Genomic DNA, 26,671 nt, shown 5'->3' with positions numbered 1-26,671 from the left:
ACGCTTCGCTTTTAAGGATAGATATGCCGCAATCAAAAGACACAGTCAAGGAATTTGACTTCAACGCCAAGGATTTCGAGCGCGTTCGCGGCTTGATCTACAAGCGTGCCGGCATTTCGCTGGCCGACAGCAAGCAGGAGATGGTCTACAGCCGCCTGGCGCGCCGCCTGCGCGCCACCGGCATCGGCTCCTTCGCCAAGTACCTGGACGACCTGGAAGCGGGGCGCCTGGGCGAGGAGTGGGAGTCGTTCACCAACGCCCTGACCACCAACCTGACCTCGTTCTTCCGCGAAGCCCACCACTTCCCGCTGCTGGCCGAGCACATCAAGAACAAGCGCGAGCCGCTCACCATCTGGTGCTCGGCCGCCTCCACCGGCGAGGAGCCGTACTCGATCGCCATGACGGTGTGCGAAGCGTTCAACACGCTCACGCCGAACTGCCAGATCATCGCCACCGACATCGACACCAACGTGCTGGCCCACGGCGCTCAGGGCGTCTACACCATGGACCGGCTGGACAAGATGCTGCCCGAGCGCCAGCGCCGCTTTTTCCAGAAGGGCAAGGGCGACCGCGAGGGCATGGCGCGGGTGCGGCCGGAATTGCGTAATATGATTACGTTCAAACAGCTGAACCTGCTGGCTGACAGCTGGCCGATCAACGGCCAGTTCGACGTGATCTTTTGCCGCAACGTGATGATTTACTTCGACAAGGCGACCCAGCGCAAGATCCTGTCGCGCTTTGTGCCTTTGATGAAACCGGATGCCCTGTTGTTCGCCGGGCACTCGGAGAATTTCCTGTATGTCTCGGAGTCGTTGAAACTGCGCGGCAAAACCGTCTACGAACTGGACGACAACGCTGCGGCCCGCAAAGCACCGCAACGCACATGAGAATAAAACATGGACTTAGAACAATTTGCCACGAACGTTTACTACGATAGAACGTTCGATTGCCAGGCCGCCAAGATCCTCCCGGGTGAGTATTTCCACACCAACAAGGACATGCTGATCGTGACCGTGCTCGGCTCCTGCGTGTCGGCCTGCATCCGCGACCGCGTCACCGGCCTGGGCGGCATGAACCACTTCATGCTGCCCGACGGCGGCGGCGACGGCAGCCCGGTGTCGGCCTCGGCCCGCTACGGCACCTACGCCATGGAAATCCTGATCAACGATCTGCTCAAGGCCGGCGCGCGGCGCGAGAACCTGGAAGCCAAGGTGTTCGGCGGCGGCGCGGTGTTGAAAGGCTTCACCGCCATCAACGTCGGCGAACGCAACGCGGCCTTCGTGCTGAGTTTTTTGAAGGTGGAAAAAATCCGCGTGGTGGCGGAAGATCTGAACGACATCTATCCGCGTAAGGTCTACTTCTTCCCGCGCACCGGCAAGGTGCTGGTCAAGAAGCTGATGCAAAGCCATAACGACACCCTGGTCAAACGCGAGATCGAATACGCCAGCCGCCTCAAAGTGGCGCCGGTGGGTGGCGAGATCGATCTGTTTTAAATAATAAGAAGGTAGTATTTTATGAAGATCAAAGTCCTGGTGTGCGACGACTCCGCACTGATCCGTAGCGTGATGACCGAGATCATCAATTCCCAGCCCGACATGGAAGTGGTGGGCGTGGCCCCCGATCCGCTGGTCGCGCGCGAACTGATCAAGCAAACCAATCCCGACGTGCTCACGCTCGACGTCGAAATGCCGAAGATGGACGGCCTCGATTTCCTGGAAAAACTGATGCGCCTGCGGCCGATGCCGGTGGTGATGGTGTCCTCGCTGACCGAGCGCGGCTCCGAGATCACCATGCGCGCGCTGGAACTGGGCGCGGTTGACTTCGTCACCAAACCGAAGATCTCGATCCAGGCCGGCATGCGCGAATACACCGAGCTGATTACCGACAAGATCCGCGCCGCCTCCAAGGCGCGCGTGCAGGCGCGCCGCCTGCCGCAGGCCGGCGCCGAGGGCGGCCATGCCGCCACGCCGCTGTCGGCGCTGCGCAACCCGCTGCTGTCGTCGGAGAAGCTGATCATCATCGGCGCCTCCACCGGCGGTACCGAGGCGATCCGCGAGTTCCTGATGCAGATGCCGTCCGACTGTCCGGGCATCCTGATCACCCAGCACATGCCGGAAGGCTTCACCCGCTCGTTCGCCAAGCGGCTGGACTCGCTGTGCAAGATTTCGGTGCAGGAGGCGCAGGGCAACGAGCGCGTGCTGCCGGGCCACGCCTATATCGCGCCCGGCCACTCGCACCTGTACCTGACCCGCAGCGGCGCCAACTACATGACCCGCATCGACCAGGCCGAGCCGGTCAACCGCCACCGTCCTTCGGTCGATGTGTTGTTCCGTTCCGCTGCGCAGTGCGCCGGTAAAAACGCGGTTGGGGTTATCCTGACCGGGATGGGCAAGGACGGCGCGGCCGGCATGCTGGAGATGCGCAACGCCGGAGCGTATAATTTCGCCCAGGACGAAGCCAGTTGTGTGGTGTTCGGCATGCCGCGTGAGGCGATCGCGGTGGGTGCTGCGCATGAAATCGGCGCCTTGCAGGCCTTGCCGGGGATGGTGCTCGGTTACCTGGCGCAGCACGGTATGCGCGCGCTGCGTGTTTAATTCTACAACTGTGACGTTTTACTGCTACTTTGTTCGCCTTCAAGCAACGAAAATGCTATCCTACAACTTGTTGCCAATTGTAGGCACTATTAACAACCGCGTGAGAATCAACGGAGCAATTCATGGCTGATCCAAAGATGAAATTTTTAGTTGTTGACGATTTTTCGACGATGCGTCGCATCGTCCGGAATCTGTTAAAAGAACTGGGTTATGCCAATGTCGACGAGGCAGAAGACGGCGTGATGGCGCTGGCCAAGCTGCGTGCAGAGCAGTTCGACTTCGTCGTGTCCGACTGGAACATGCCGAATATGGACGGCCTGACCATGTTGCAAAACATCCGTGCTGATCCAGCCTTGGCCAAACTGCCAGTGTTGATGGTGACTGCAGAAGCGAAGAAGGAAAACATCATCGCGGCGGCCCAGGCCGGCGCCAACGGCTATGTGGTGAAGCCTTTCACCGCCGCCACGCTGGACGAAAAACTGAACAAGATCTTCGAAAAACTCGGAGCTTGATATCGTTGAGCAATAAAGCAGGGCTGCGGGCCTTATATTGAGACAGTGCCATGCACCAGACCAACTTTCTCGTCCGCGAACCCCTGCTTGACCCAAAACAACGGGTCGTAGGCTACGAATTGACGTGGCAACAGGCCTCGGCCGGTGCCTCCACGCTTGATGCGCTGGAGTCGCTGGTTGGCTTTGTGGCCAGCCAGGTCCTCGACGAGGATGACGGCTGGCTGCTTCGCGACAAAACCCTTTTCCTTGAAGCTGTCCCCGCCATGCTGTCGACCGACGCGCTGCACGCGTTGCCGCCGGAGCGTACCGTGCTGTCCATTCGTGCGGCCGAGCTGGCCAATGCGGACACCATGGCGGCGGTGCAGGGCTTGCGCGCCGGCGGCGTCGGCGTGCTGCTGCGCGAGGCCGACCTGACGCGCATCGGCAGCCGCTTGCCGACCATGGCGTCGTATGTGGAGATGCGCTTTTCCGGCGCCGACGTGGGCACGCAGGCGCGCACCTATGCGGCCTTGAAGCAATCAACCGTGGGCATGATCGCCCGTCCGGTCAGCAACTGGGGCGATTTCGACGCCTGCGCGGCGCTGGGGCTGAATGCCTTCGTCGGCAAGCTGCATTTGACGCCGCGTCCTTCGACCGACAGCAAGGGCCTGAATCCGGCCCAGACCATCATCATGCAGCTGATGCAGATGGTGCGGCAGAACGCCGACATCGCGCAGCTGGAGTCGGTGCTCAAGCGCGACGCCACGCTGTCGTACAAGCTGCTGCGGTTTATCAATTCGGCCGGGTTCGGCGCGGGCAGGGAGGTGCAGTCCTTGCGCCAGGCGCTGACCTTGCTGGGCTATACGCCGTTGTATCGCTGGCTGACCTTGTTGCTGGCCACGGCCAGTACTTCGGGCTATTCGCCGGTGCTGCTGGAAACGGCGGTGGTGCGCGGTCGCCTGGCCGAGCTGCTGGCGCAGCCGGCGCTGGGCAAGAGCGAGGCGGAGAATGTTTTCGTGGCGGGCATGTTCTCGCTGCTGGACCGGCTGCTGGGGATTCCGATGCAGGAAGTGCTGGCCAATATTCAGTTGTCCGAAGACGTGGTGGCGGCGCTGTTGACGCGCAGCGGCAAATACGGGCCGTACCTGGCGCTGGCCGAGGCCTGCGAGCTGAATTCCGACCTGGTGGCCTCGCTGGCCGCATCCTTGAAGCTGAGCCCGTTGGACGTCAACAAGGCGCACCTGTCGGCGCTGGCCTGGGCCCAGAACGTCGCCGCCTGATCCGCATCAAACACTGTTCGCACCATTCGTTGACGCCCCGGATTGCGTGGCGCAAGATGGATGTATGAACGCGAATTCCGACAAAGAGTATATCGACAACAAGGTGGACGGTGTGCAGTCCTCCGTTGACGACTTGCGTGCGTCTATAAATGACTTTCGCGCAACGGTAAACGAGCGCTTTGCGTCCATTCACGACCGCTTTGATACGATCGATGACAAGATTGATAGTGCGGTTGCGAAGGCGGTTTCCGAACTGGTCAAATGGATCGCCGGGCTCTTTATCACGATGATTGGTCTGTTCGTGGCAATGGCCGGCCTCATTATCAGTATGAGCAGGCCTCCGGCTGCCGCACCTCCAGCGCCGGTGGCTATTCAGCCCATCAGCACGCCATCCGTCATCATCCAGCTATCGCCGGCAGGCGCGGCCGTGTTGCCGGCGGCGCCTGCGACGGGCAAGCCTTAGATTTCCAGGTTGTCGATCAGGCGGGTCGAGCCGAGCTTGGCGGCGGCCAGCACCACCAGTTGCGCCCCTTGCGCCAGGTCGCCGGCGTTTGGCGGTTGCAGGTCGTTGCGCTTGCGGATCGAAATGTAGTCCGGCTTCCAGCCGCGCTTGGCCAGATCGTCCATCGCCTTGTGCTCGAGCTGGAACACGTCCAGATGGCCGGAGCGCATCTCGTTGGCGACGAAGTTCAAGGTCTGATACAGCGCCGGCGCTTCCGCACGTTCCGTCTCCGACAAATACATATTGCGCGACGACAGCGCCAAACCATCGTCCGCACGATAGGTCTCGGCCGCGATGATCTCGGTCGGCATGGCGAACTGGCGCGTCATGTTCCGCACGATCATCAGCTGCTGATAATCCTTCTTGCCGAACACGGCCACGCGCGGCTGCACGCACGAGAACAGCTTGGTCACCACCGTGCACACGCCGTTGAAGAAGCCCGGACGGAACTCGCCCTCCAGCGTGTTACCCAGGCCATCCGGCGGCTGCACGCGGTACTCCTGCGGCTCCGGATACAGATCCTTCTCGGTCGGCGCGAACAGCACGTACACGCCTTCCTTCTCCAGTTTCTCCACGTCGGCCTGGAAGGTGCGCGGATATTTGTCGAAGTCCTCGTTCGGACCGAACTGCAGGCGGTTGACGAAGATCGATGCCACCACCGGGTCGCCGTGCTTGCGCGCCAGGCGCATCAGCGACAGGTGGCCTTCGTGCAGATTGCCCATGGTCGGGACAAACGCCGTGCGCAGCTGGCCGCTCAGTTGGTCGCGCAGTTCTTCAATGGAGGTGATGATTTTCATGTTGTTTGCTCTTCTTGTGGCCGGCTTACGCCGACGAATAGGCCAGGCGCACGTAGATCGGTGCGAACGGTTCGGCCTGGGTAATTTCAATCAGGGTTTCCTTGGCCAGCTCCAGCAGCGCCACAAAGTTCACCACCACCACCGGCACGCCGCCGCCGATGTCGAACAGGTCGGCGAACTCGACGAATCGGCTCGATTGCAGGCGCCGCAGGATGCCGGTCATGTGCTCGCGCACGGACAGCTCCTCGCGGCTGATCTTGTGATGCTGGGTCAGCTTGGCGCGTTTCATCACGTCCATCCAGGCTTGCTGCAAGTCGATCGGCGCCACTTCCGGCCAGGTCGGGATCAGGCTTTGCTCGATGAAGATCTGGGTGCGCACGAAATCGCGGTCGATCTGCGGAATCGTGTTCAGGTCGTAGGCGGCCAGCTTGATCTGTTCGTATTCCAGCAGGCGGCGCACCAGTTCGGCGCGCGGATCGTCCGCTTCGACATCGAGATCGACCTGGCGCTGCGGCAGCAGCATGCGCGATTTAATCTCGATCAGCATGGCCGCCATCAGCAGGTACTCGGCGGCCAGCTCCAGGTTGGACAGGCGGATCTGGTCGACGTACTTCAGGTATTGCAGCGTCAGCTGCGCCATTGGAATGTCGAGGATGTTGAAGTTTTGCTTGCGGATCAGGTACAGCAACAGATCCAGCGGGCCTTCAAAGGCGTCGAGGAAGATTTCCAGCGCATCGGGCGGGATGTACAGGTCGGTCGGCAGCTTGAGCAGCGGCTCGCCGTACAGGCGGGCCAGACTGGAGACTTCGGCGGTGACGGCCGCAGCTTCGGCCACCGCAGCCTCAACGGCCGCAGGTTCGCCTGCTACTGCGTCGCCAGCTACTGCGTCGCCAGCTACAGCGTCGCCAGCTTTAGCGAGCGGATTGGCGCCGTCGCCCGGCGTGCCGGCTTCGGCTTCCGGTACAGGCTCCAGGTCGGCCGTATCGTCTGGCAACATCCTTGCCGCCCAGGGTGCTTAGAGCTTGTTCTGGTAGACGTAAGCTTGTTGCTTCACAGCCGATTCCAGCTGACGCTGTTGCTCATCCAGCGAAATCGGTGGACGGTCCCACAGCAGCGCGCGGCCTTGTTGCTGGCCAGCTTCCATGCCTGGATTCTTTTCCTTCAACGCCTTGATGAACAGGGTGTGGTCGGATTCGTACATCGAATGTTGTTTAGAAAGTTTCATATTATCTAAGTGGGTGGATCAGCAACGGCTATTTTACCGCGCCGCAGCGCTCCAGCGCTATTTGTATCGCTCGCGCCCCGGCCGGATCGGTTATGCTCTAGCGGATAATGTTGCACGAATCACAAAGATAACGTCCATGACTACACGTCTCACGCCCAAAACCGTTTTCCTGCTGACCCTGCCGCCACTGCTGTGGGCCGGCAACGCCATCGTCGGCCGCCTGTTACACGACATGCTGCCGCCGGTGCTGCTGAATTTCCTGCGCTGGGGCATCGCCTTCCTGATCCTGCTGCCGCTGGCCGGGCCGGTGTTCCGCCGCGAAGCCGGGCTGTGGCAACACTGGAAGACTTACGCGATGCTCGGCCTGCTGGGCATCGGCATGTACAACGCGCTGCAATACATGGCGCTGCAAAGCTCCACCCCGATCAACGTCACGCTGGTGGCGTCCGGCATGCCGGTGTGGATGATGCTTACGGGCTGGCTGTTCTTCGACGTGCCGGTCAGCCGCAAGCAGGTGGCCGGCGCCGTGCTGTCGATCACCGGCGTGCTGCTGGTGCTGGCGCGCGGCGAATGGCGCCACGTGCTGGAACTGCGCCTGGTGGCGGGCGACCTGTTCATGATCCTAGCGACCATCGCCTGGTCGCTGTACAGCTGGATGCTGTTGCGCACCAGGGAGCCGGCCGGCGTGCGCGCCAACTGGGCCAGCTTCCTGCTGGCGCAGGTGGCGTTCGGCGTGCTGTGGTCGGGCGGTTTTGCGATCGGCGAGCAGGCGCTGGGCGCGATACCGGTGCAGTGGAGCTGGACGCTGGCGGCGGCGCTGGTCTACGTGGCGGTCGGCCCGGCGGTGATCGCTTTCCGCTGCTGGGGCGCCGGCGTGCAGGCGGCCGGGCCGTCGGTGGGCGCGTTTTTTGTCAACCTGACGCCGCTGTTCACCGCCGTGCTGTCCGCCGCCTTCCTCGGCGAGGCGCCGCATGGCTACCATGCCGCCGCCTTCGCGCTGATCGTCGGCGGCATTGTGGTATCGGCCCGGCGCAGCTGAAAAGCTTGACGGAGCGTAACAAGCGACCTTTGTAGGCGTTCTAGACTGCAACTCCGTCATCATCACCGGAGCGACAGTATGCCGCTGAGCCCATCTTCCGCTGCGTTGTCGGCGTTGTTGCTGTTGTGCGCCGCCATGCCATCGCAAGCAACCGACACCAGTGTCCGCGACGCCCTCGCGCCCGGCCTGCTGGGCCTGTATCCCACCGACCGCTTCCGCCTCGCCACCGGTCAGTGCAAGGATTGTCCCGTCAGCGCGCAGGCGCTGTGGTACTTCGGCGACGATATGCTCGCCGTAGCCCGCAGCAACGCCGCCGGCTACGCGCCGCAGTTGCGCGCACAGGACGACGTCAAGGACTGGCTGTCCGCCAACGGCGGACGGCCGCGCGACCAGCCGCCGCCGCTGTTGTGGTTAGGCTCGCCGCATGTGGCGGAAGGCCGCTTGCAGCCCGACGGCCAACTGCTGCGCGCCGACGGCGCCGCGCCGTTGGCGGTGCAACTGACGCCGCGCCTGTCCACCAACCGCTCCTACGCCAACGCCGACAGCATGGCCTTTCTGGCCGACGGCGAGGTGAAGGCGCGCGGCGTGCTGCGCGAAGAGCGCTTCGTGGCCCGCACCTTGTGGCCGAAGCGCTATGCGATCGCAGCTGCGCCGCCGGGCAAACCGCTGGCGGCCGGCGAAAGCATCGAGAGCCTGGTGCGCGAGCAGCGCGGCGGCGCCACCGCGCCATATGCCGTGCGGACGTTGTGGCGACGCGACGGGGCCGGCGAGCCGCTGCCATTGGCCGGCAAGCCGGTGCTGGCCTTCATGCTGAACGGCGCGCAGGGCGATGACGATGAATCCTACGGCGGCCATTTCGCCATCGCCACCGGCCGTTACGGTCCGGCAGGGGAGTGGGACAACTGGCTGGTGAATAATTTCTACAGCCTGGCTTCGGTCAGCGAGAAAGGCGTTATCGCCGCCACTTTGCCGATGGACGCCTACATGGGCGATTTGAACAGCGGACAGGCGTGGTACCGGCCTTCCTACATGCTGGTGGCGGTGCTGAAGGATGCGCGCGCGCCGGCGCTGTACCAGGAGGCGATCAGCCGCGTGCTCAGCCATTTCTACCGGCAGGATTTCCAGTATCGCCACGCCAGCACCAATTGCGCCGGCATCAACGTGGAAACGCTGCGCACACTGGGTTGGGAGATTCCGCGCATGGGCGGGGAGAGTCCCTTGAAGGCGGCGCTGGCCTTGCCCTACATCGCGCTCAAGGAAGTGAGCCTGAAGCAGGGGCAGAGCGCCTATGATTACCTGAAGACCGAGCGCACCGAGCTGCTGCCCTTCGCCGCGTTCACAGCCATCGGCCAGGACTTGCTCGGCCGGGTGCCGGCGCGGAAAGGCATTGCCGGCGCTTTTGAATCGCAATTGGGTAAGGATCTGGAAGCGGTGCTGTTTGTGCGCATTCCGCAGTTTCCGTCGTCGCGCGCGTTCGGCTATGACCCGGTGCTGTCGCTGCGCGAGTACGAGCAGCGCGCGCCGGCCAACCGCGCGGACTGGAAGATCGTGCCGGCCGCGCCGCGCGTGTTTCCGGCCAGCTTGCGCGATGCGGCCGCGCCACGGGAACGTTATCCCCAGTCGATGCTGGCAACGTGGCTGTGGGCTGTGGCGGCGGCGTGCTGCATCGGTGTGGGTGCGTGGCTGATCCACCGTCGCCAGCAGGTTTTGCCGCACCTGCGGAGCCGGCGGGACCGGCAAGATCAGCAGCAGCGGCAGCAGCAGCGGAGAAAGCGGTGAGCGCAAGCGGCTAGCCGCCGGTGGCCGCCTTCAGCGCGTCGATGAACACGCGCACTTTCTGCGGCAGGTGGGCGGTGGCCGGATAGACCGCGTGAATGTCGCTTTCCGGCAGCAACCATTCCGGCAGCACGCGCACCAGCCGTCCGGCCGCCACATCGTCCTTCACCGAGAACACGGTGGCGCGCAGGATGCCGTCGCCGGCGAGCGCCGCCGCCCGCGTGGCATAGGCCGTATTCGATGAAAACACCGTGTTTTGCATGCGCACCTCGACCTGATTGCCGGCGCGGTCGACCAGCGTAAATTGCGCCGGCTGCGCCAGCACCGACAGAGACACGTATGGCAGTTGCGGCAAATCGTCCGGACTGGCCGGCAGGCCGTGGCGGGCGATGAACGCCGGGCTGGCCACCAGCCAGCGGCCCAGCGTATCCACGCGCGAGGCCATGTGGCCGGAATCGGCCAGCTTGCCGAGCCGCACCGTGACATCGATGCCCTCGGCGATCAAGTCGATGAGGTGGTCGCCGCAGGTGAGGTCGATCTTCAGCGCCGGGTAGCGCTCGCGCAACTGCGCCAGCACTGGCATCACCACGATCACGCCGTAGTCGATAGGCGAGGCGACGCGCAGCGTGCCTTGCGGCGTGTCGCGGCCGCTGCGCGCCTGTTCGATGGCCTGTTCGGCCGCCGCCAGCACCTGCCGGCTGGCATCGTAGAAAGTGCGGCCGGCCTCGGTCAGGCTCAGCTTGCGGGTCGAGCGCAGCAGCAGGCCGACGCCGATTTCCTTTTCCAACAGTTGCATGTGCTTGCTGACCATGGACTTGGCCAGCCCCAGCCGCTCGGCGGCGGCCGTGAGCGAGCCGGCCTCCACCACGGCAACAAAGGTGGTCAGACGGTTCAGGTTGATGGTGCTGAGATCGATCATGAGGTAATTGTACACTTTAAGTGGAAAGTGATTCCGGTATTGTCCGGCTTATCAGAACCTTCTGCTCTGCCTATACTTGCTTCATCCACTCACCCAGCAAGGAATTATCATGAAGCTCTACGGCGTCCCACTTTCCGGCCACACCCACCGCGCAGAATTGTTTCTCAACCTGTTGCAGCTGCCACACGAGTATGTGATGGTCGACCTGAAAGACGGCGAAAACCGCAAGCCGCCTTTCCTGGGCATGAACAGTTTCGGCGAAATTCCGGTGCTGCAGGACGGCGACGTGACGCTGGCCGATTCCAACGCCATCCTGGTCTACCTGGCCTGCAAATACGATGACAGCGGCCGTTGGCTGCCACGCGATCCGGTCGCCGCTGCCAACGTGCAGCGTTGGCTGGCGGTCGCCGCCGGCAAAATTGCCGGTGGTCCTGCCACGGCTCGCCTGGTAACGGTGTTCGGCATGCCGCGCGATCACGAATCCGCCAAGGCCGTGGCGGTGCGCCTGTTCGATGTAATGGAGCAGGAACTGCAAGGCCGCAACTGGGTGGTGGGCGAGCACGCCACCATCGCCGACATCGCCTGCTACACCTACATCGCCCATGCGCCGGAAGGCGGCGTTTCGCTGAAACCGTATCCGAACATGCGCGCCTGGCTGGACAATGTCCGCGCGCTGCCGGGCTTCGTTCCGATGCCTGCCACTGCGGCAGGCCTGGCTCCCGAGGAGGCATAATCATGACGCCGTTCCATGCCGGTGAATTAGCAATTCAGGAACGCGTTGGTGTGCGCGATCAGATGGCTGGCGCGGCGCCGTATATTCGCGACTTCATGCCCGAGCAGCATCGCCAGTTTTACGCCCAACTGCCGTTCTTCTTCCTGGGCGCGCTGGATGGCGCAGGGCAGCCTTGGGCCACCATGCTGGCCGCCGCTCCCGGCTTCGTCAGCTCGCCTGACGAACGCACGCTGCATTTCGACGGCGGCGTGCTGGCCGGCGATCCGCTGGAAGGCCAGCTGCATGCCGGCGGCCATATCGGCGGCCTGGGCCTGGAGCCGACCACGCGCCGCCGCAACCGCGTCAACGGCGAGATCGTTTCCGCCGACGAGGGCGGCCTGCGCGTGGCCGTGACGCAAAGTTTCGGCAACTGCCCGCAATACATCCAGCACCGCCAGCACAGCGACGTGCCTGCCGAGGGCCGCAAAGTGCAGGTGCTGCGCGGCGTGGCGCTGACGGCGGCCGACCGAGAGTTGATTGCGCGCGCCGATACCTTCTTTATCGCCAGCGCAAATATGGCGGAGGATGCGGGACGCGGTCGCGGTGTGGACGTTTCGCATCGCGGCGGCCGGCCAGGTTTTGTGCGCGTCGACGACGAACACACGCTGACGTCTCCCGAGTTCGTCGGTAATTTCTTTTTCAATACGCAAGGCAACCTGGCCCTGTATCCACGCGCCGGCCTGCTGTTCATCGACTTCGAGCGCGGCGACATGCTGCACATCGCGGTGGAGGCGGAGATCATCTGGGACGGCCCGCAGTTGCAGGCATTTGCCGGCGCCGAGCGCCTGCTGCGTTTTCACGTGCGTGAAGTGGTGCGCAACGTTGCGGCGCTGCCGTTCCGCTGGACCGCACCGCAGCCGGCCATGCAGATCGCCCGTACCGGCAGCTGGAATGAAGCCGACCGCGCACAGTCGGCCGCTGGGCTGACCGAACGGTGGCGTCAATTCACGGTGACCGATGTGGTGCGGGAAAGCAGTGACGTGCGCTCGTTCTATCTGGAGCCGGCCGACGGCCTGGGCGTGGCGCCGCATGCGCCTGGCCAGTTCGTGATGCTGCGTGTGCCGGAATGGGCCACCGGCGGCGCGGCGTCGCAAGTGCGCAGCTACACCATCTCCGATGCGGCCGATGGACGCCGTTATCGCATTTCGGTGAAGAGCGACGGATTGGTGTCTGGTTGGTTGCATGCGCATCTGGCGCCGGGGGCGCTGATCGAATTGATGGGGCCGGGCGGGGACTTTGTATTTGAAGAGGGCACGCAGCGCCCAGCGGTGTTCCTGTCGGCCGGCATCGGCATCACGCCGATGGTCGCCATGCTGAACAGCTTGCTGGTGAACGGCAGCCGCACGCGGCACAAGCACCCGATCCACTTCATCCATGGTGCGCGCGAAGTGGCGCATCCGTTTGCCGTGCATCTGCAACAGCTGGCGGCCGGGCATAGCAATTTACTATTGCACGTGCAGGCGAAGCGCCTGGACGTGGCGCGGCTGAGGGAGTGGCTGCCGGCTGGCGACTACGATGTGTATATGTGCGGCCCAGCCGGCTTCATGGAAGACATGTACGAAGCCTTGCGTAAACTGGGCGTGCCGGACCAACGCATTCGATTCGAATCGTTTGGTCCGGCCAGCCTGCAGCGCCCGGTCACATCGGCGCTGTAGAAATTAGCGCTTGGCTTTGACTTCCTTGTCCGTGCATGGCGCATGCGCAGGCGCGGTGGCGTTGCCGTCGGTGTGAGCCATGTTGCAATCAGTCTTGTTGGCCTTGTCCTTCTTCGCCATTTTCATTTCCTTGGCGGTTTTGGGCGGGGCCATGTTTTGCATATTGCTGTTGTTTTGCATGGTGGTGGCGTTTTGCTCGCCGCTGGTGGTGGCGCTTTGGCCTTGGGTAGGCGTGCCGGTGTTGCTGGTGCCTGCGGTTTGGGCCATGGCGGCGGTGCTCAGACAAGCGGCTGCTACGAGGGCGATCAGTTTGCTATGCATGTCATTCTCCTTTGGTGGGACGTTTGACGTCCGGATTGGCGGTTGTTGGCGCGGCGTTGGGTGAGGAGGCTTTGCCATTGGCCTTGCCGCAGCTGGCTGCGGTGGTTTTGGCCTTGGCCTGGGCGTCGATGCTTTCGGCGCCACTAGCGTCCACGCCGCCTTGCATGCTGCTGCATGCGGCTTTGCTGGATTTTTTGGCAGGAGATGTCTTGCCGTTCGCAGTCTTCACCGCCGGATCGGATTCGGCCTGATGCGCCCAGGCGCCAGCGCCGGAGCCCAGGCACGCGGCCATTACGTAGAATGCGAGTAGCTTGTTCATCGGTTGCCTCCTTGGAATGCAACCATTGTTCCATGCTAAGCACGGCTGGCGCGTAGGAGCACTGCCCGTGTCGAAGTCAGAATTTTGCGGGGGCGCTAGTACCGCAGGGAACGGCGCATGACCAGCGGCGCCGGCTCCATGGGGTTGGCGTGGGTATATTCCAGCTCTTCGGCCAGCTCGAACTCGTAGGCCGTGTAGAAATCGATCAGCTTGGACTGGTCGGCGCGCACGGCTAGCCTGACTTCCTCCACGCCGGTAGCCAGGCCGTGGTGGATCACCGCTTCCAGCAGGTGCTGGGACAGGTTGCTGCCCCGGTACTCCGGCAACACGCCCATGCGGCACACTTCCCACACGTCCGGCTCGGAATCGAGCGGCAGCCAGCGTACCGAGCCAATGGCCTGATTGTCGACCTCCAAAACAAAACCGCCGCCATCGCGCAGGTGCTCTGCAACGATGACGGCGGTTTCGCGGTGGCCACTGGAGGTGACGCTTACCTTGCCGGCCCACGCGGCACGCGTGAGACCGGCGATCAGTTTGGCATCGTCCTTTGTCGCTTCCCTGACTACAAGGTTCATGCCGTGGTCCTTAGCTGATGCGCATGCCTGGCTCAGCGCCCGGCCATGGGTTCAAGATATAAATGCCCGGCTTGATCTTCTCATCGACCGCCGACGCAGCCATGACCATGCCTTCCGACACGCCAAACTTCATCTTGCGCGGCGCCAGGTTGGCCACCAGCACGGTCAGCTTGCCGATCAGGTCTTCCGGCTGGTACATCGACTTGATGCCGGAGAAGACGTTGCGCAGGCGGCCTTCGCCGGCGTCCAGCGTCAGGCGCAGCAGCTTGTCCGAGCCTTCCACGTGTTCGCAGTTGACGATCTTGGCGATGCGCAGGTCGACCTTGAAGAAGTCGTCGACCGAAATTTCCGGCGCGATCACTTCGATGCCGGTTTCGGTCACTGCCACCGCAGGGGCGGCTTTTGCCTTGGCCGGCTTCTCGGCCTTGACGGCCGGTGCGGCTGCGGCAGCGGCGCCGGCGGCAGGTGCATCGAACAGCTCTTCGATCATCTTCGGATCGACGCGGGTCATCAGGTGGGCGTAGGCGCCGATGGTGCGGCCCAGCATCGCGCTCGACACCACGCCGCTGGCGACGTTGGTATCAGCCCACACCAGTTGCTCGTCGTTGAGGAACTTGGCCACGTTGGCGGCCACGCCCGGCAACACCGGCGACAACAGCAGCGTCAGCTGGCGGAACAGGATCAGCGCGGTGGTGCAGACGTCGTGCAGTTCGGCCAGCTTGCTATCATCCTTGGCCAGGATCCATGGCTTGTTCTCGTCCACGTACTGGTTGGTGATGTCGGCGATTTCCATGATTTCGCGCAGCGCCTTACCGAACTCGCGCGACTCGAAATTGGCGGCGATGTTGGCCTGGCGTTCTACGCCTTCCGGCGTCACCAGGGCGCGCTTGATCCACGATTGCGCGTTCTCGGACAGGCTGGAAGCCAGCTTGCCGTCGAATTTCTTGGCGATGAAGCCGGCGCAGCGCGAAGCGATGTTGACGTATTTGCCGATCAGATCCGAGTTCACGCGGGCCACGAAGTCGTCGCCGGTGAAGTCCAGGTCTTCCACCTTGGAGTTCAGTTTGAAGGCGATGTAGTAACGCAGCCATTCCGGATTCATGCCCAGGTTCAGGTAGCGCAGCGGCGAGATGCCGGTGCCGCGCGACTTGGACATTTTTTCGTTGTTCACGGTCAGGTGGCCGTGCACCGCCACGCGCATGCGTTCGATGGTCGGGTGGTCGGCGAACTTCAGCATTGCCGGCCAGAACAACAGGTGGAAGGAAACGATGTCCTTGCCGATGAAGTGGATCTGCTCGGCTTCCGGATCTTTCAGGAACGCGTCGTAGTCGATGCCTTGCTTGCCGAAGTAGTTCTTCAGCGAGGCCAGATAGCCGACCGGCGCGTCCAGCCAGACGTAGAAGTACTTGCCCGGCGCGTCCGGAATTGGGATGCCGAAGTAGGGCGCGTCGCGCGAGATATCCCAGTCGGCCAGCTTTTCGCCGGCTTCGCCCAGCCATTCCGAGACTTTGTTGACCATCTCAGGCTGCAAACGGCCCGGCGTGTTCAGCCATTCCTTGAGGAATTCGTAGCAGCGCTTGTCCGACAGCTTGAAGAAATACTGTTCCGACGGCTTCAGCACCGGCGTGGCGTTGGTGAATACCGAGAACGGATTCACCAGGTCGGTCGGCTGGTAGGCCGCGCCGCACACTTCGCAGTTGTCGCCGTACTGGTCCTTGGCGCCGCATTTCGGGCATTCGCCCTTGATGTTGCGGTCGGCCAGGAACATGCCTTTGACCGGATCGAAGAAGCGGTCGACGGTTTTGGTCTGGATCAGGCCGGCATCGCGCAGCTTGCGGTAGATGCCCTGCGACAGTTCGACGTTTTCCGGCGAATCGGTCGAGTACCAGTTATCGAAGGCGATGTGGAAGCCGTCCAGGTACTGGGCGCGGCCGGCGGCGATCTTGGCCACGAACTCCTGCGGCGTGATGCCTTCCTTCTCGGCGGCGATCATGATCGGCGTGCCGTGCGTGTCGTCGGCGCCCACAAAGTGGACTTCGCGTGCAGCACCGTTGTCGCGCTGCATTCGCTGGAACCGGACCCAGATGTCGGCCTGGATGTACTCCATCATGTGGCCAATATGGAAAGCGGCGTTTGCGTAGGGCAGGGCAGTGGTGACGAACAGCTTGCGAGTCATGGTTGTTGCACTTTGTGGGTGGAAAAGGAGCATTTTAACAGCGGATGCGGCTAGTGCGCATGTTGCGCTAGAATGAAGGCCTATTTATCGGAGAGTTACATGAGCATTGCTGTAGAAGACGTCAAAGCCGCCCTGTCGAAAATTGTTGATCCAAATACAACTAAAGACTTTGTGAGCGGCAAATCTGTCAAGAATTTGAAAGTCGACGGCGACGACGTTTCGCTCGACATCGAGCTCGGTTATCCCGCCAACAGCCAGATCGACGGCATCCGCAGCAGCGTGATCGCCGGCTTGAAAACCCTGCCGGGCGTGGGCAACATCAGCGTCAGCGTGTACAGCAAGATCATCGCCCACACCGTGCAGCGCGGCCTGAAGCCGATGGTCAACGTCAAGAATATCATTGCCGTGGCCTCTGGCAAGGGCGGCGTCGGCAAATCGACCACCGCCGTCAACCTGGCGCTGGCGCTGGCTTCCGAGGGCGCCTCGGTCGGCCTGCTGGACGCCGATATTTACGGCCCGTCGCAGCCGATGATGCTGGGCGTGTCCGGCCGTCCGGAAACCAAGGATGGCAAATCGATGGAGCCGCTGGAAAACTACGGCGTGCAGGTGTCCTCGATCGGTTTCCTCATCGACCCGGATGAGCCGATGGTGTGGCGCGGCCCGATGGTCACGCAGGCGCTGCAACAGCTGCTGGAACAGACCAACTGGCGCGACCTGGACTACCTGATCGTCGACATGCCGCCAGGCACCGGCGACATCCAGCTGACGCTGTCGCAAAAAGTGCCGGTGACCGGCGCGGTGATCGTTACCACGCCGCAGGACATCGCGCTGCTGGACGCGCGCAAGGGCTTGAAGATGTTCGAGAAAGTCGGCATCCCGATCCTGGGCGTGGTGGAGAATATGAGCGTGCACATCTGCACCAACTGCGGCCATGCGGAAGAAATCTTCGGCCACGGCGGCGGCGAAAAAATCTGCAAGGACTTCGGCGTGGACTTCCTCGGTGCGCTGCCCTTGACCATGGCGATCCGCGAGCAGGCCGACGCCGGCAAGCCGACCGTGGTGGCCGATCCGGACGGCAAAGTCGCGCAGATCTACAAGCAGATCGCCCGCAAAGTGGCAATTCAGGTGGCCGACAAGGCCAAGGACATGACCAGCAAGTTCCCTACCATCGTCGTCAAGAACGACTAAACAGGAGAATCATCATGATGAGACCGGTATTGGCTGCAATTCTGATGACGCTGAGTGCCGGCGTGTTGGCCCAGCAGTCGGTATCGTTCGTGGAGCCGGCCAACGGCGCGTCCGTCAGCAGTCCGTTCAAGGTGAAGTTTGCCGTGAGCGGCATGGACGTCAAGCCGGCCGGCGACATGACGGCGAATACCGGTCATCATCATTTGCTGGTCAACGCCACGCCGGTCAAGGCCGGCGAGGTGATTCCCGCCGATGACAAGCACATCCACTTCGGCAAGGGCCAGACCGAAACCGAGCTGACCCTGCCGCCCGGCAATTACACCTTGACCATGCAATTCGCCAATGGCCTGCACCAGGCCTACGGCCCCGGCATGAACAAGGAAATCAAGATCACGGTGAAGTAATACCATGCTCAACCATACAGCCGTCATACCTCTGCAAGCGGATCGCAGAAAGTCCGATCTGGCTTTGGAACGCCGCGTCCTGGAACGCACCGCCGAGCTGGAAAACGCCTTGCGTATGCGCGACGAATCGCAGCGGCAGCTGGAGGAAGAGCTGGCCGATGCGCGACTGCTGCACGGCATCAGCGCGATGCTGATCGACGAGAACAACATCGGCGATTTGTATCAACGTCTGGTCGATGCCGCCACGCTGGTGATGCGTTCCGATTTCGGCAGCATGCAACGCTACGACCCGGTGCGCGGCGAGCTGCAGATCATTGCGCAGCAGGGCCTCAATCAGGAGGCGCTCGATCATTGGCGCTGGGTGTACGCCGGACGGCCGTGCACCTGCGGCATGGCGCTGGCGGCGGGCGAGCGGGTGATCGTGCCCGACTTCGAGGCGTGCGCTGCGCTTCAAGGCACGGACGATTTGGTCGCGTTCCGCAAGGCCGGCGTGCAGTCGGCGCAATCGACTCCGCTGTTGACGCGCGACGGCCGCCTGATCGGCATGATCACCACCCACTGGACGCGTCGCCACGAGCCGGCCGAGCGCGACTTGCGCCTGCTCGACATCGTCGCGCGCCAAGCCGCCGACCTGATTGAACGCAACGAATCAGCCGAGGCCTTGCGCCATCAGGCCAGCCGCCTGATCGAGGCGGACCGCTACAAGGACGAATTCCTGGCCACGTTGGCGCACGAACTGCGCAATCCGCTGGCGCCGATCCAGACCGGGTTGGCCGTGCTCAAAATCGGCAAGCCTGAGCAGGCGCCGCGCATCATGAACATGATGGAACGCCAGCTTGGCCACATGGTGCACCTGATCGACGACTTGCTGGACGTGTCGCGCATCAGTCGCGGCATGGTCACGCTCAAGCGCGCTCGCGTGGAACTGGGCGCGATTATCGACAGCGCCGTGGAAACCAGCCGGCCGCTGATCAACGCCGCCAATCACAAATTCATGGTCACCGTACCCGGCAACGTCGTCTGGCTGGACGCCGACCTGACCCGCGTGGCCCAGGTCATCAGCAACCTGCTCAACAACGCCGCCAAGTACACGCCGCAGGGTGGCGAGATTGCACTGATCGCTGAAACGGTGGGCAAGGAAGTCGTGATCCGCGTTGTCGACAACGGCATCGGCATTCCGGCCGCCATGTTGCCGAAGATTTTCGAGCTGTTCACGCAAGTCGACCGCAGCGCCGCGCGTTCGCAGGGCGGCTTGGGCGTTGGCCTGGCGCTGGCAAGGCAGCTGGCCGAAATGCATGAGGGCAGCATCGAGGTGGAGAGCGCCGGCAGTGAGAGCGGCTCCGTCTTCACGCTGCGCCTGCCGATGCTGGACGGCGCCGGCCTGGGCGAGCAGGCCACGGATGCCGCGCAAGCCGCCGATGAGGGGCGACCGTTGCGCATCCTCGTGGTGGACGACAATGCCGACGCGGCGGAAACGCTGGCGATGCTGTTGCAGGAGTTCGGTCACGAGGTCAGCGTGGTGCTGGAAGCGCCTGTGGCCGTGGCGGCAGCGCTCAAATTCCAGCCCGACGTGGCCTTCCTCGACCTCGGCATGCCGCAGCTGAACGGCTTCGACCTGGCGCGCGAGTTGCGCCGGCAGCCGGCATTGAAGGATCTCTACCTGACCGCCCTGAGCGGCTGGGGCACGGACGAAGACCGCCTGAAAAGCCAGAACGCCGGCTTCGACCACCATCTGACCAAGCCGGTGATGCTAAGCAAGGTCACCGAAACACTGTCGCACCTGAGTCAGGCCAAATGCTAGAAACACTGGAAACGCCGGCGCTGTTGCTGGATGAGGCGCGCATGCAGCGCAATGTGGGGCGCATGCAGTCGCGCATGGATCAGCTGGGCGTGGCTTTCCGGCCGCATGTGAAGACCAGTAAGTGCGTGGAAGTGGTGCGGCGGCAGATGGCGGCCGGCGCGCGCGGCATTACTGTCTCCACGTTGAAGGAGGCGGAGGAGTTCTTCCGCGCGGGTATTGACGACATCCTGTATGCGGTCGGTATCGTGCCGAACAAGCTGCCGCACGCGCTGAGGCTGATGCGCGAAGGCCTGCGTCTGACGCTACTACTGGAATCGGTGGCGATGGCGGAACAGGTGGCGCGGCACGGCGCGGAGAACGGCGTCTGCTACGAGGTGATGATCGAGATCGACACCGACGGCCACCGCTCTGGCGTCAAGCCCGACGATCCTGTGTTGCTCGACATTGCCGCCGCATTGCATGGCGGCGCCCGCTTGAAAGGCGTGATGACGCACGCCGGCGCATCCTACGACCTGAACACGCCCGAAGCGCTGGCCGCCATGGCCGAACAGGAGCGCTCGCGTTGCGTAGCCGCTGCGATGCTGCTGCGCCACGGCGGCCACGCCTGCGAGGTGGTCAGCGTTGGTTCGACGCCCACCGCCCTCAGCGCCCGCCATCTGGAAGGCGTGACTGAAGTACGCGCCGGCGTCTACATATTCTTCGATATGGTGATGGCCGATGTGGGCGTCTGCACCACCGACGACATTGCCATCAGCGTGCTGTGCACGGTGATCGGCCACCAGGCCGATCAAGGCTGGATCATCACCGACGGCGGCTGGATGGCCATGAGCCGTGACCTCGGCCACGACTCACATGGCTATGGCGAAGTCTGCGACGCCGATGGCCGGCCGCTGCCGGAACTCGGCTTCGGCAAGGCCAACCAGGAGCACGGCGTATTGCAATGGCGAGGTGACGCCGGTGTGGACATCACACAGCGCTTCCCGGTCGGCAGCAGCCTGCGCGTGCTGCCCAACCACGCCTGCGCTACCGCCGCGCAGCATGGCCAGTACCAAGTGATTGCGCAACATGGCGGCGATATGCAGGTCTGGCCGCGCTTCAGCGGCTGGTAATTGGCGGCAAAGCGTCGCCGACGCGGTAAAATAGCGCTTTTATATCTCAGCTTTTTACTTCGATGACGAATGTTCCATCCCCGGCACCAGCCAAGCCAGTCCGCACCCGTTTCGCACCAAGCCCGACCGGCTACCTCCACCTCGGCGGCGCCCGCACGGCGCTGTACTCGTGGGCCTTCGCCCGTCACTTCGGCGGCACCTTCGTGCTGCGCATCGAAGACACCGACCTGGAACGCTCGACCCCGGAAGCCGTACAGGCGATCATCGAAGGCATGGCCTGGCTCGGATTGAGCCACGACGAAGGCCCGTTCTACCAGATGCAGCGCATGGACCGCTACCGCGAAGTGGTGGGCCAGATGCTGGAAGCCGGCACCGCCTACCACTGCTACTCGTCGCAGGAAGAAGTGCAAGCCATGCGCGACAAGGCCACGGCCGCCGGCGAAAAGCCGCGCTACGACGGCACCTGGCGTCCGGAAGAGGGCAAGACCCTGCCGGCCATTCCCGAAGGTCGCAAGCCAGTGGTGCGCTTCAAGAACCCGCTCGACGGCGAAGTGACCTGGAACGATTTCGTCAAAGGCCCTATCACCATCGGCAATAAAGAGATGGACGACCTGGTCATCGCACGCCCGGACGGCACGCCGACGTATAACTTCTGCGTCGCCATCGACGACCTGGACATGGAAATCAGCCACGTCCTGCGCGGCGACGACCACGTCAACAACACCCCGCGCCAGATCAACATCCTGCGCGCCATCGGTGCGCCGCTGCCGGAATACGGCCACCTGCCGATGATCCTCGGTTCGGACGGCGCCAAGATGTCCAAGCGCAAGGACGCGGTCAACGTCATGCAATACCCGGCCGAAGGCTATCTGCCGGAAGCCATCCTGAACTACCTGGCGCGCCTGGGCTGGAGCCACGGCGACGACGAAGTGTTCTCGATGGAGCAGGTGTGCGCCTGGTTCGACGGCAGCCACCTGTCCAACTCGGCCGCGCAGTTCAACATCGAAAAACTGAACTGGCTGAACAACCACTATATAAAGCAGGCCGACAACGAACGCCTGGCCGAACTGGCCAAGCCGCGCATGCTGGCCAACGGCGCTGTGCTGGAAGGTGCGCCGTCGCTGGCGGTGGTGCTGGGCCTGATGAAGGAGCGCGTCAACACCGTCAATGAACTGGCCGACGCCGCCATGCTGTTCTTCCGCGAGCCGCAGCCCGATGCCGCGCTGCTGACCCAGCACGTGACCGACGCCGTCAAGCCGGCGCTGGCCGATTTCGCCGAGCGTTGCAAAACGGTGGAGTGGAACAAGGCCGCGCTGGCTGCCATGATTAAAGAAGTGCTGGCCGCGCACGGTTTGAAGATGCCGCAGATCGCCATGCCGCTGCGCTTGTTTACCACGGGTCAGCTGCAGACGCCGGCGATCGACGCGGTGCTGGAAATCTTCGGTCGCGACACCGTTGTGGCGCGCGTGGCGAAGTTCCTCTAAATTTTTCATTGAAGCAGGGGCAAAGTTGCAAAAGGGTATTTGCATAATACGGAGCCTCTGCTATACTCTTGTCTCTCGCGCAAACGGGGGTATAGCTCAGCTGGGAGAGCGCTTGCATGGCATGCAAGAGGTCAGCGGTTCGATCCCGCTTACCTCCACCAAGTTTGCAGAGTTTGTAGTGCCGTAGTGCCAAGGTCCCCATCGTCTAGAGGCCTAGGACATCACCCTTTCACGGTGAGTACGGGGGTTCGAATCCCCCTGGGGACGCCAGCTTCGCCAAGGCTGGTAAGTAGTGAGTAGTAAAATTTTCTGTGCCAGAGGGGGTATAGCTCAGCTGGGAGAGCGCTTGCATGGCATGCAAGAGGTCAGCGGTTCGATCCCGCTTACCTCCACCAAGCACGGAAGATGATTGTAGTGCCGTAGTTCCGAGGTCCCCATCGTCTAGAGGCCTAGGACATCACCCTTTCACGGTGAGTACGGGGGTTCGAATCCCCCTGGGGACGCCAGCGATGGCAAAAGTAGTAAATGTTTCTGCGCCCGGGGGGTATAGCTCAGCTGGGAGAGCGCTTGCATGGCATGCAAGAGGTCAGCGGTTCGATCCCGCTTACCTCCACCAACAGCGCAGAATGCATGATGAAGTTCCTTGGTCCCCATCGTCTAGAGGCCTAGGACATCACCCTTTCACGGTGAGTACCGGGGTTCGAATCCCCGTGGGGACGCCAAAAATGATGAGGCCGCCATTGAGCGGCTTTTTTGTTTTCTGCGCGCAGCTGCCCCTCCGTATATTTTCCTCTTCCCCACATGTGACAAAGTACGCATATTTTCGTTACGGCAAGATGCTAAGCTCACGGTCATCGAAATTTTCTATAATCCGCTACGAGCACCATATGAGAAATTTTTTCGTTTCGATTTCCGTCTGACGGGGTCCGTCTGACGGGGTCAGCTCTGTCATTTCGTCTGACGGGGTCAGCTCTGTCATTTGGACAACCAGTACGAATCTTTGATCTTCATCAATACGTGAAAAGGCCTGAATATGCGTATTGAGATTAGTCAAACAAATTGTTCTGATGTCCGAAAGACAGAGCTGACCCTGGCTCCGCGAAAGACAGAGCTGACCCTGGCTCCGAGAACGGGACACCTCGACGAGCGTTTCCTGCCCGTCCAGGAGAAACTGTGATTCTCTGTGAGCTGGAAATCTTTGGTGGGAAGCCTGGCAAAAACTATGTCGCAATCGTCAGGATCGATAGAGATCTAGGTGCCGCATGGTCGGTCTGGAATGATGATCAATCAGGCGAAAACGCAGAGGCGATGGCGGCACGTCAAGGAAAGATAATTGGCGCTTTTGTTCGATACGGGGTTGGAGGGCGCGAAGACTTCTCAAAACTGCACGCCATGGCATGTGGACTTCGGGCGCCAAACGCCCATCCGGGAGTGCATCACATCGATTGCGTTGATAACCCCCGTTGATGGCCTTGCAATGTCTGCAAGGGCGACTGTCTCCTCTGGCTGCGTCGCTAACTTGGTCGAGCACGCCCAGAAGCAGACATCTGTCGACTCAAAGCAATCGGAGCATGCTGGGAATTGCGCACAAAAAAAAGACGATACTTAATGCAAGCGCCCAAAGAGTAGACGTAAGGACCGCGAGCCAGTAAGCGCTTGGGGAAATCAGTTTTCTAATTGGATTCTCCCAAGGACCGCTCCAGCGACCTATCCTGAATACCGCAACACCAGAGCGCAACGCTCGTGCCACATCCACGATCATCACCCAAGCGAAAACGCCAAGCAGTAAAGTCCCAAATGCTTTGCTGATGGTGTCCATATGATTGTCCATGCAGGTATCGATAATTGCATTTTACCAAGGAGTCAACGCACGTCGAATTTCTGCTTGGGTGCAAAACCCGCCGCCCGAGCAACGTTGTAGCGATGCTAATCTTGCGGCAATTTTCTGCAAAAACAATGACTTGCTATTGCGTTCGTAGAATTACACTGATATAGTACGCGCCTTGGAAATGTCCCCATCGTCTAGAGGCCTAGGACATCACCCTTTCACGGTGAGTACGGGGGTTCGAATCCCCCTGGGGACGCCAATGCGACATTTCCAAGCGGCCAGTACGGACAGTTTCTGTCCCCATCGTCTAGAGGCCTAGGACATCACCCTTTCACGGTGAGTACCGGGGTTCGAATCCCCGTGGGGACGCCAAATCAGCAAAAAGCCGCCTTGTGCGGCTTTTTGCATTTCCGGCCCTACCAAGCGATCGGCGCGTAGCCCATCTGCGGACGGTAGTACTGCATCGTGCCCAGCATGAACGGATCGTACATTGATGCCGGTGCCGACATCGGGGCCATAAGTGGTGCCATCATCGGCGAGACCAACTGCTGCGGCTGGATCGGCGCCCGTGCGCCGGCCGGCTGCAACCCCACCGCCAACAACGCATCCGGCAAGCCGAAGCCGATGCGGCTCTGGTCGCCAAGACTGACCTTGTGCGCACTGGCGCGGATCACCTGGAACAGCCGCTCGACCCGCTCGGCGCCGCGCGCTTTGTACTGCTGCGTCTGGAAGTCCGGGTGGTGGGCGAGACACAGTGCGGCCAGCCCGGTCACGTGCGGCGTCGCCATCGAGGTGCCGTCCCACGCGGCGAAGTTATTCGGCGGCACGCACGAGGTGATGGCTACGCCCGGCGCGCACACGCCCACTTGCGGCCCGAAGCAGCTGAACTTGGCCGTGAAGTAGCCGTAGGCATCCACGTTGGAGTCCAGCGTTTGCGCGTGGTAGCTGTCGGCCGGGAATTCGTCGAGCTTGCCGATGGCGGCCACCGCCAGCACGTTCGGCGACGAGGCCGGGTATTGCACCGGGCCGCCCGAGTTGCCGGCGGCGACGATGCACGCCACGCCGGCCCGCTTGGCGCGGATGATCTGCTGCTCCAGCGCTTCCGAGACTTCCGCGCCGCCCAGGCTGAGATTGACCACGTCGATCTGCTTGTCGATGCAGTATTCCAACGCGTCGATCAATTGGCTGACTTGGCCGCCGGGGAACAGTTTGCAGGCGTGTACTTCGGCGTCGGGTGCGAAGCCGCGTATGCCGGAGGCGATGTCGGCCGCCGCGATCACGCCGGCGCAGTGGGTGCCGTGGCCCAGCGTGTCCTGGTCCCAGCTGTCGGGATTGGTTTTTTTGTTGAGCACGTTGAAGCCGGCGCGGATGCCGTGCAGGTTGTCGTGCGAGGTGGCCGCACCGGAGTCGACGATGGCGATCTTCACGCCCTGGCCGCGATAGTTGCCCGGCAGTTGGTCGAGCCGCATGGCTTTCTGGCCCCAGCCGTAGGCACGTTGGCGCGGGAAGCCGGCCAGCGCCGGCTGGTCCGATAGCGCGCGCAGCACCACCACGTTGGGTTCGTCGCTGCTGATGTCGGGATCGCGCTGGTAGAAGCTCCAGTAGTCGGCCTTGGGTTTGACGTACAGGCCGCTTACGGTCTCCGGCGTTTCGCCGAACAGCGATAGGGTGACGCGGCCGTTGGCGTCGGTCACGCCGCTGGCCGGCAGCATGCTGCCGAACAAGGACACTTCCGCATTGGCCTGCGGCGCACCGTCCTTGCCGACCACGCTGATGACGGCGTTGAGCACCGGTCCGCCGCCGTTGGTGGGCGTGACGCCGGTGACCATGGCGGGCAGGCGCAGCGACGGGTCCATCAGCGCCAGGTGCTGATCGCGCTCGACCAGCAGGCGGCCCTGGCCCTGCTGGTGTAAGGCGGCGGCTTTTTGCTCGGACATGCGCGCCACCAGCACGCCTTGCGCAGCACCGCTGCCGTCGGCCAGCGCGCTTAGCACCGAGCGCGGGCCGACCTTGTCGACCACTTCGATATCGCTGCTGTTGCGCAGCGCCTGTTCCAGCGCGTCGAATTGCAAAGGCTGGAAGCCTAGCGCCTGCAAGCCTTCCGGTGGATGGCGCGGGGCGATGACGAATTGTTTTTTGCGCGCGCCGATGTTGCGGCCGCCGCCAGCCTGGCCGTTGGCGTGCGGCGTGGCTTCGCCGTCCGCGCCGTCGACGCCGGAGGCGGCATCGACAGTGCGGGCGTCGCCGCCTCCGCTGCTGCCGGCGCCGCTGCTGATGCTTGGGCCGCCGCCGGGTGCGCGGCGGCCGCCGGGGTTGCTACTCTCGGCCGGCGCAGCCGGTTCGCCGTCGGTGGCGGCCGGATTGAGATCTTGCGGCGTGGCGCCGCCGCCATTGGGATTCTTAGGCATGATGTTCC

25 protein-coding genes and 8 tRNA genes are annotated in these 26,671 nt (G+C 62.6%); 23 read left to right on the top strand and 10 right to left on the bottom strand.

Going from position 1 to position 26,671, the window contains the following annotated elements:
- Positions 1 to 23: 23 nt before the first annotated feature.
- The 6 genes from ACXZ1M_RS03285 to ACXZ1M_RS03260 all read left to right on the top strand — a co-directional run bounded on the left by ACXZ1M_RS03285 (position 24) and on the right by ACXZ1M_RS03260 (position 4,828).
- The gene (locus ACXZ1M_RS03285) at positions 24 to 887 is read left to right on the top strand and encodes a CheR family methyltransferase (protein ID WP_459051787.1); all 864 of its coding nucleotides are present in this window, start codon (positions 24 to 26) and stop codon (positions 885 to 887) included.
- 9 nt (positions 888 to 896) lie between these two features.
- Positions 897 to 1,493, top strand: a complete 597-nt coding sequence (cheD, locus tag ACXZ1M_RS03280) for a chemoreceptor glutamine deamidase CheD (protein WP_459051786.1) — start codon at positions 897 to 899, stop codon at positions 1,491 to 1,493.
- A gap of 21 nt (positions 1,494 to 1,514) precedes the next feature.
- Positions 1,515 to 2,594 (top strand): protein-glutamate methylesterase/protein-glutamine glutaminase, encoded by a 1,080-nt coding sequence (locus ACXZ1M_RS03275; RefSeq protein ID WP_459051785.1) that lies wholly within the window; start codon positions 1,515 to 1,517, stop codon positions 2,592 to 2,594.
- Positions 2,595 to 2,716: 122 nt separating this feature from the next.
- Positions 2,717 to 3,106, top strand: a complete 390-nt coding sequence (gene cheY / locus ACXZ1M_RS03270; protein WP_028104141.1) for a chemotaxis response regulator CheY — start codon at positions 2,717 to 2,719, stop codon at positions 3,104 to 3,106.
- Positions 3,107 to 3,156: 50 nt separating this feature from the next.
- Positions 3,157 to 4,365: an EAL and HDOD domain-containing protein gene (locus tag ACXZ1M_RS03265; RefSeq protein ID WP_459051784.1), complete on the top strand. Its 1,209-nt coding sequence runs from the start codon at positions 3,157 to 3,159 to the stop codon at positions 4,363 to 4,365.
- A 64-nt stretch (positions 4,366 to 4,429) separates the two neighbouring features.
- Complete coding sequence (locus ACXZ1M_RS03260; RefSeq protein WP_459051783.1) at positions 4,430 to 4,828, top strand: hypothetical protein; 399 nt, start codon at positions 4,430 to 4,432, stop codon at positions 4,826 to 4,828.
- Here ACXZ1M_RS03260 and panC read toward each other — a convergent pair.
- Genes panC through ACXZ1M_RS03245 form a run of 3 tightly spaced genes read right to left on the bottom strand, consistent with a single transcriptional unit; the run spans position 4,825 to position 6,889 of the window.
- Entirely contained in the window at positions 4,825 to 5,664 is an 840-nt protein-coding gene (panC, locus tag ACXZ1M_RS03255) for a pantoate--beta-alanine ligase (protein WP_459051782.1), read from the bottom strand. The two genes, ACXZ1M_RS03260 and panC, sit on opposite strands and share 4 nt — an antisense overlap.
- Positions 5,665 to 5,689: 25 nt before the next feature.
- Complete coding sequence (locus tag ACXZ1M_RS03250; RefSeq protein WP_459051781.1) at positions 5,690 to 6,661, bottom strand: segregation and condensation protein A; 972 nt, start codon at positions 6,659 to 6,661, stop codon at positions 5,690 to 5,692.
- A gap of 18 nt (positions 6,662 to 6,679) precedes the next feature.
- Positions 6,680 to 6,889 (bottom strand): DUF3460 family protein, encoded by a 210-nt coding sequence (locus ACXZ1M_RS03245; protein WP_373987914.1) that lies wholly within the window; start codon positions 6,887 to 6,889, stop codon positions 6,680 to 6,682.
- Between the two features lie 136 nt (positions 6,890 to 7,025).
- On the opposite strand from ACXZ1M_RS03245, the gene ACXZ1M_RS03240 reads away from it, so the two are divergent.
- On the top strand, positions 7,026 to 7,928 hold the full coding sequence (locus ACXZ1M_RS03240; protein ID WP_459051780.1) for a DMT family transporter: 903 nt from the start codon (positions 7,026 to 7,028) through the stop codon (positions 7,926 to 7,928).
- A 78-nt stretch (positions 7,929 to 8,006) separates the two neighbouring features.
- Positions 8,007 to 9,707: a hypothetical protein gene (locus ACXZ1M_RS03235; RefSeq protein ID WP_459051779.1), complete on the top strand. Its 1,701-nt coding sequence runs from the start codon at positions 8,007 to 8,009 to the stop codon at positions 9,705 to 9,707.
- Between the two features lie 10 nt (positions 9,708 to 9,717).
- Here the strand turns inward: ACXZ1M_RS03235 and ACXZ1M_RS03230 are convergent, their stop codons facing one another.
- Positions 9,718 to 10,623 carry a LysR family transcriptional regulator gene (locus tag ACXZ1M_RS03230; RefSeq protein ID WP_459051778.1) on the bottom strand — a complete coding sequence of 302 codons (906 nt, stop codon included), beginning with the start codon at positions 10,621 to 10,623 and terminating at the stop codon, positions 9,718 to 9,720.
- A gap of 109 nt (positions 10,624 to 10,732) precedes the next feature.
- Here ACXZ1M_RS03230 and ACXZ1M_RS03225 point away from each other — a divergent pair, with 109 nt between their 5' ends.
- Together ACXZ1M_RS03225 and ACXZ1M_RS03220 are read left to right on the top strand one after the other, a co-directional pair.
- Positions 10,733 to 11,356 (top strand): glutathione S-transferase family protein, encoded by a 624-nt coding sequence (locus tag ACXZ1M_RS03225; protein ID WP_459051777.1) that lies wholly within the window; start codon positions 10,733 to 10,735, stop codon positions 11,354 to 11,356.
- Between the two features lie 2 nt (positions 11,357 to 11,358).
- Positions 11,359 to 13,050 (top strand): FAD-binding oxidoreductase, encoded by a 1,692-nt coding sequence (locus tag ACXZ1M_RS03220; protein ID WP_459051776.1) that lies wholly within the window; start codon positions 11,359 to 11,361, stop codon positions 13,048 to 13,050.
- 3 nt (positions 13,051 to 13,053) lie between these two features.
- Here ACXZ1M_RS03220 and ACXZ1M_RS03215 read toward each other — a convergent pair whose 3' ends face one another.
- The 4 genes from ACXZ1M_RS03215 to metG all read right to left on the bottom strand — a co-directional run bounded on the left by ACXZ1M_RS03215 (position 13,054) and on the right by metG (position 16,441).
- Entirely contained in the window at positions 13,054 to 13,371 is a 318-nt protein-coding gene (locus ACXZ1M_RS03215) for a hypothetical protein (RefSeq protein WP_459051775.1), read from the bottom strand.
- 1 nt (position 13,372) lies between these two features.
- Positions 13,373 to 13,690 carry a hypothetical protein gene (locus ACXZ1M_RS03210; RefSeq protein ID WP_459051774.1) on the bottom strand — a complete coding sequence of 106 codons (318 nt, stop codon included), beginning with the start codon at positions 13,688 to 13,690 and terminating at the stop codon, positions 13,373 to 13,375.
- A gap of 95 nt (positions 13,691 to 13,785) precedes the next feature.
- Entirely contained in the window at positions 13,786 to 14,265 is a 480-nt protein-coding gene (locus ACXZ1M_RS03205) for a GNAT family N-acetyltransferase (RefSeq protein WP_459051773.1), read from the bottom strand.
- Positions 14,266 to 14,275: 10 nt separating this feature from the next.
- Positions 14,276 to 16,441, bottom strand: a complete 2,166-nt coding sequence (gene metG, locus ACXZ1M_RS03200; RefSeq protein WP_459051772.1) for a methionine--tRNA ligase — start codon at positions 16,439 to 16,441, stop codon at positions 14,276 to 14,278.
- Positions 16,442 to 16,540: 99 nt separating this feature from the next.
- Between metG and apbC the strand changes: the two genes are divergently transcribed.
- The 11 genes from apbC (at position 16,541) to ACXZ1M_RS03145 (ending at position 23,149) form a co-directional block, all read left to right on the top strand.
- Positions 16,541 to 17,629, top strand: coding sequence for an iron-sulfur cluster carrier protein ApbC (gene apbC / locus ACXZ1M_RS03195; protein ID WP_459051771.1), 1,089 nt, complete (start codon positions 16,541 to 16,543; stop codon positions 17,627 to 17,629).
- Positions 17,630 to 17,646: 17 nt separating this feature from the next.
- Positions 17,647 to 18,033: a DUF4399 domain-containing protein gene (locus ACXZ1M_RS03190; protein WP_459053966.1), complete on the top strand. Its 387-nt coding sequence runs from the start codon at positions 17,647 to 17,649 to the stop codon at positions 18,031 to 18,033.
- Positions 18,034 to 18,097: 64 nt separating this feature from the next.
- Positions 18,098 to 19,834, top strand: coding sequence for a hybrid sensor histidine kinase/response regulator (locus tag ACXZ1M_RS03185; RefSeq protein WP_459051770.1), 1,737 nt, complete (start codon positions 18,098 to 18,100; stop codon positions 19,832 to 19,834).
- Positions 19,828 to 20,943, top strand: a complete 1,116-nt coding sequence (locus tag ACXZ1M_RS03180; RefSeq protein WP_459051769.1) for an alanine racemase — start codon at positions 19,828 to 19,830, stop codon at positions 20,941 to 20,943. Before ACXZ1M_RS03185 ends, ACXZ1M_RS03180 begins: the two co-directional genes overlap by 7 nt.
- 62 nt (positions 20,944 to 21,005) lie before the next feature.
- Positions 21,006 to 22,427, top strand: a complete 1,422-nt coding sequence (gene gltX / locus ACXZ1M_RS03175; protein ID WP_459051768.1) for a glutamate--tRNA ligase — start codon at positions 21,006 to 21,008, stop codon at positions 22,425 to 22,427.
- A gap of 85 nt (positions 22,428 to 22,512) precedes the next feature.
- Positions 22,513 to 22,588: transfer RNA gene (locus ACXZ1M_RS03170), tRNA-Ala, on the top strand.
- Positions 22,589 to 22,621: 33 nt separating this feature from the next.
- A tRNA-Glu gene (locus ACXZ1M_RS03165) sits at positions 22,622 to 22,697 on the top strand.
- 49 nt (positions 22,698 to 22,746) lie between these two features.
- Positions 22,747 to 22,822, top strand: a tRNA-Ala gene (locus ACXZ1M_RS03160).
- Between the two features lie 35 nt (positions 22,823 to 22,857).
- Positions 22,858 to 22,933 (top strand) — tRNA-Glu (locus tag ACXZ1M_RS03155).
- 34 nt (positions 22,934 to 22,967) lie between these two features.
- Positions 22,968 to 23,043 (top strand) — tRNA-Ala (locus ACXZ1M_RS03150).
- A 30-nt stretch (positions 23,044 to 23,073) separates the two neighbouring features.
- Positions 23,074 to 23,149: transfer RNA gene (locus ACXZ1M_RS03145), tRNA-Glu, on the top strand.
- An 833-nt stretch (positions 23,150 to 23,982) separates the two neighbouring features.
- On the opposite strand, the gene ACXZ1M_RS03140 is transcribed toward ACXZ1M_RS03145, so the two are convergent.
- The gene (locus ACXZ1M_RS03140; protein WP_459051767.1) at positions 23,983 to 24,246 is read right to left on the bottom strand and encodes a hypothetical protein; all 264 of its coding nucleotides are present in this window, start codon (positions 24,244 to 24,246) and stop codon (positions 23,983 to 23,985) included.
- A gap of 192 nt (positions 24,247 to 24,438) precedes the next feature.
- Between ACXZ1M_RS03140 and ACXZ1M_RS03135 the strand changes: the two genes are divergently transcribed.
- Together ACXZ1M_RS03135 and ACXZ1M_RS03130 are read left to right on the top strand one after the other, a co-directional pair.
- A tRNA-Glu gene (locus ACXZ1M_RS03135) sits at positions 24,439 to 24,514 on the top strand.
- Between the two features lie 37 nt (positions 24,515 to 24,551).
- A tRNA-Glu gene (locus tag ACXZ1M_RS03130) sits at positions 24,552 to 24,627 on the top strand.
- 44 nt (positions 24,628 to 24,671) lie between these two features.
- Here the strand turns inward: ACXZ1M_RS03130 and ACXZ1M_RS03125 are convergent.
- Complete coding sequence (locus ACXZ1M_RS03125; RefSeq protein ID WP_459051766.1) at positions 24,672 to 26,663, bottom strand: S8 family serine peptidase; 1,992 nt, start codon at positions 26,661 to 26,663, stop codon at positions 24,672 to 24,674.
- Positions 26,664 to 26,671: the final 8 nt, after the last annotated feature.

The organism is Duganella paludis, assembly GCF_054461335.1.
Note: the sequence above shows the minus strand (reverse complement) of the source record. Positions and strands in the feature narration are given on the sequence as shown.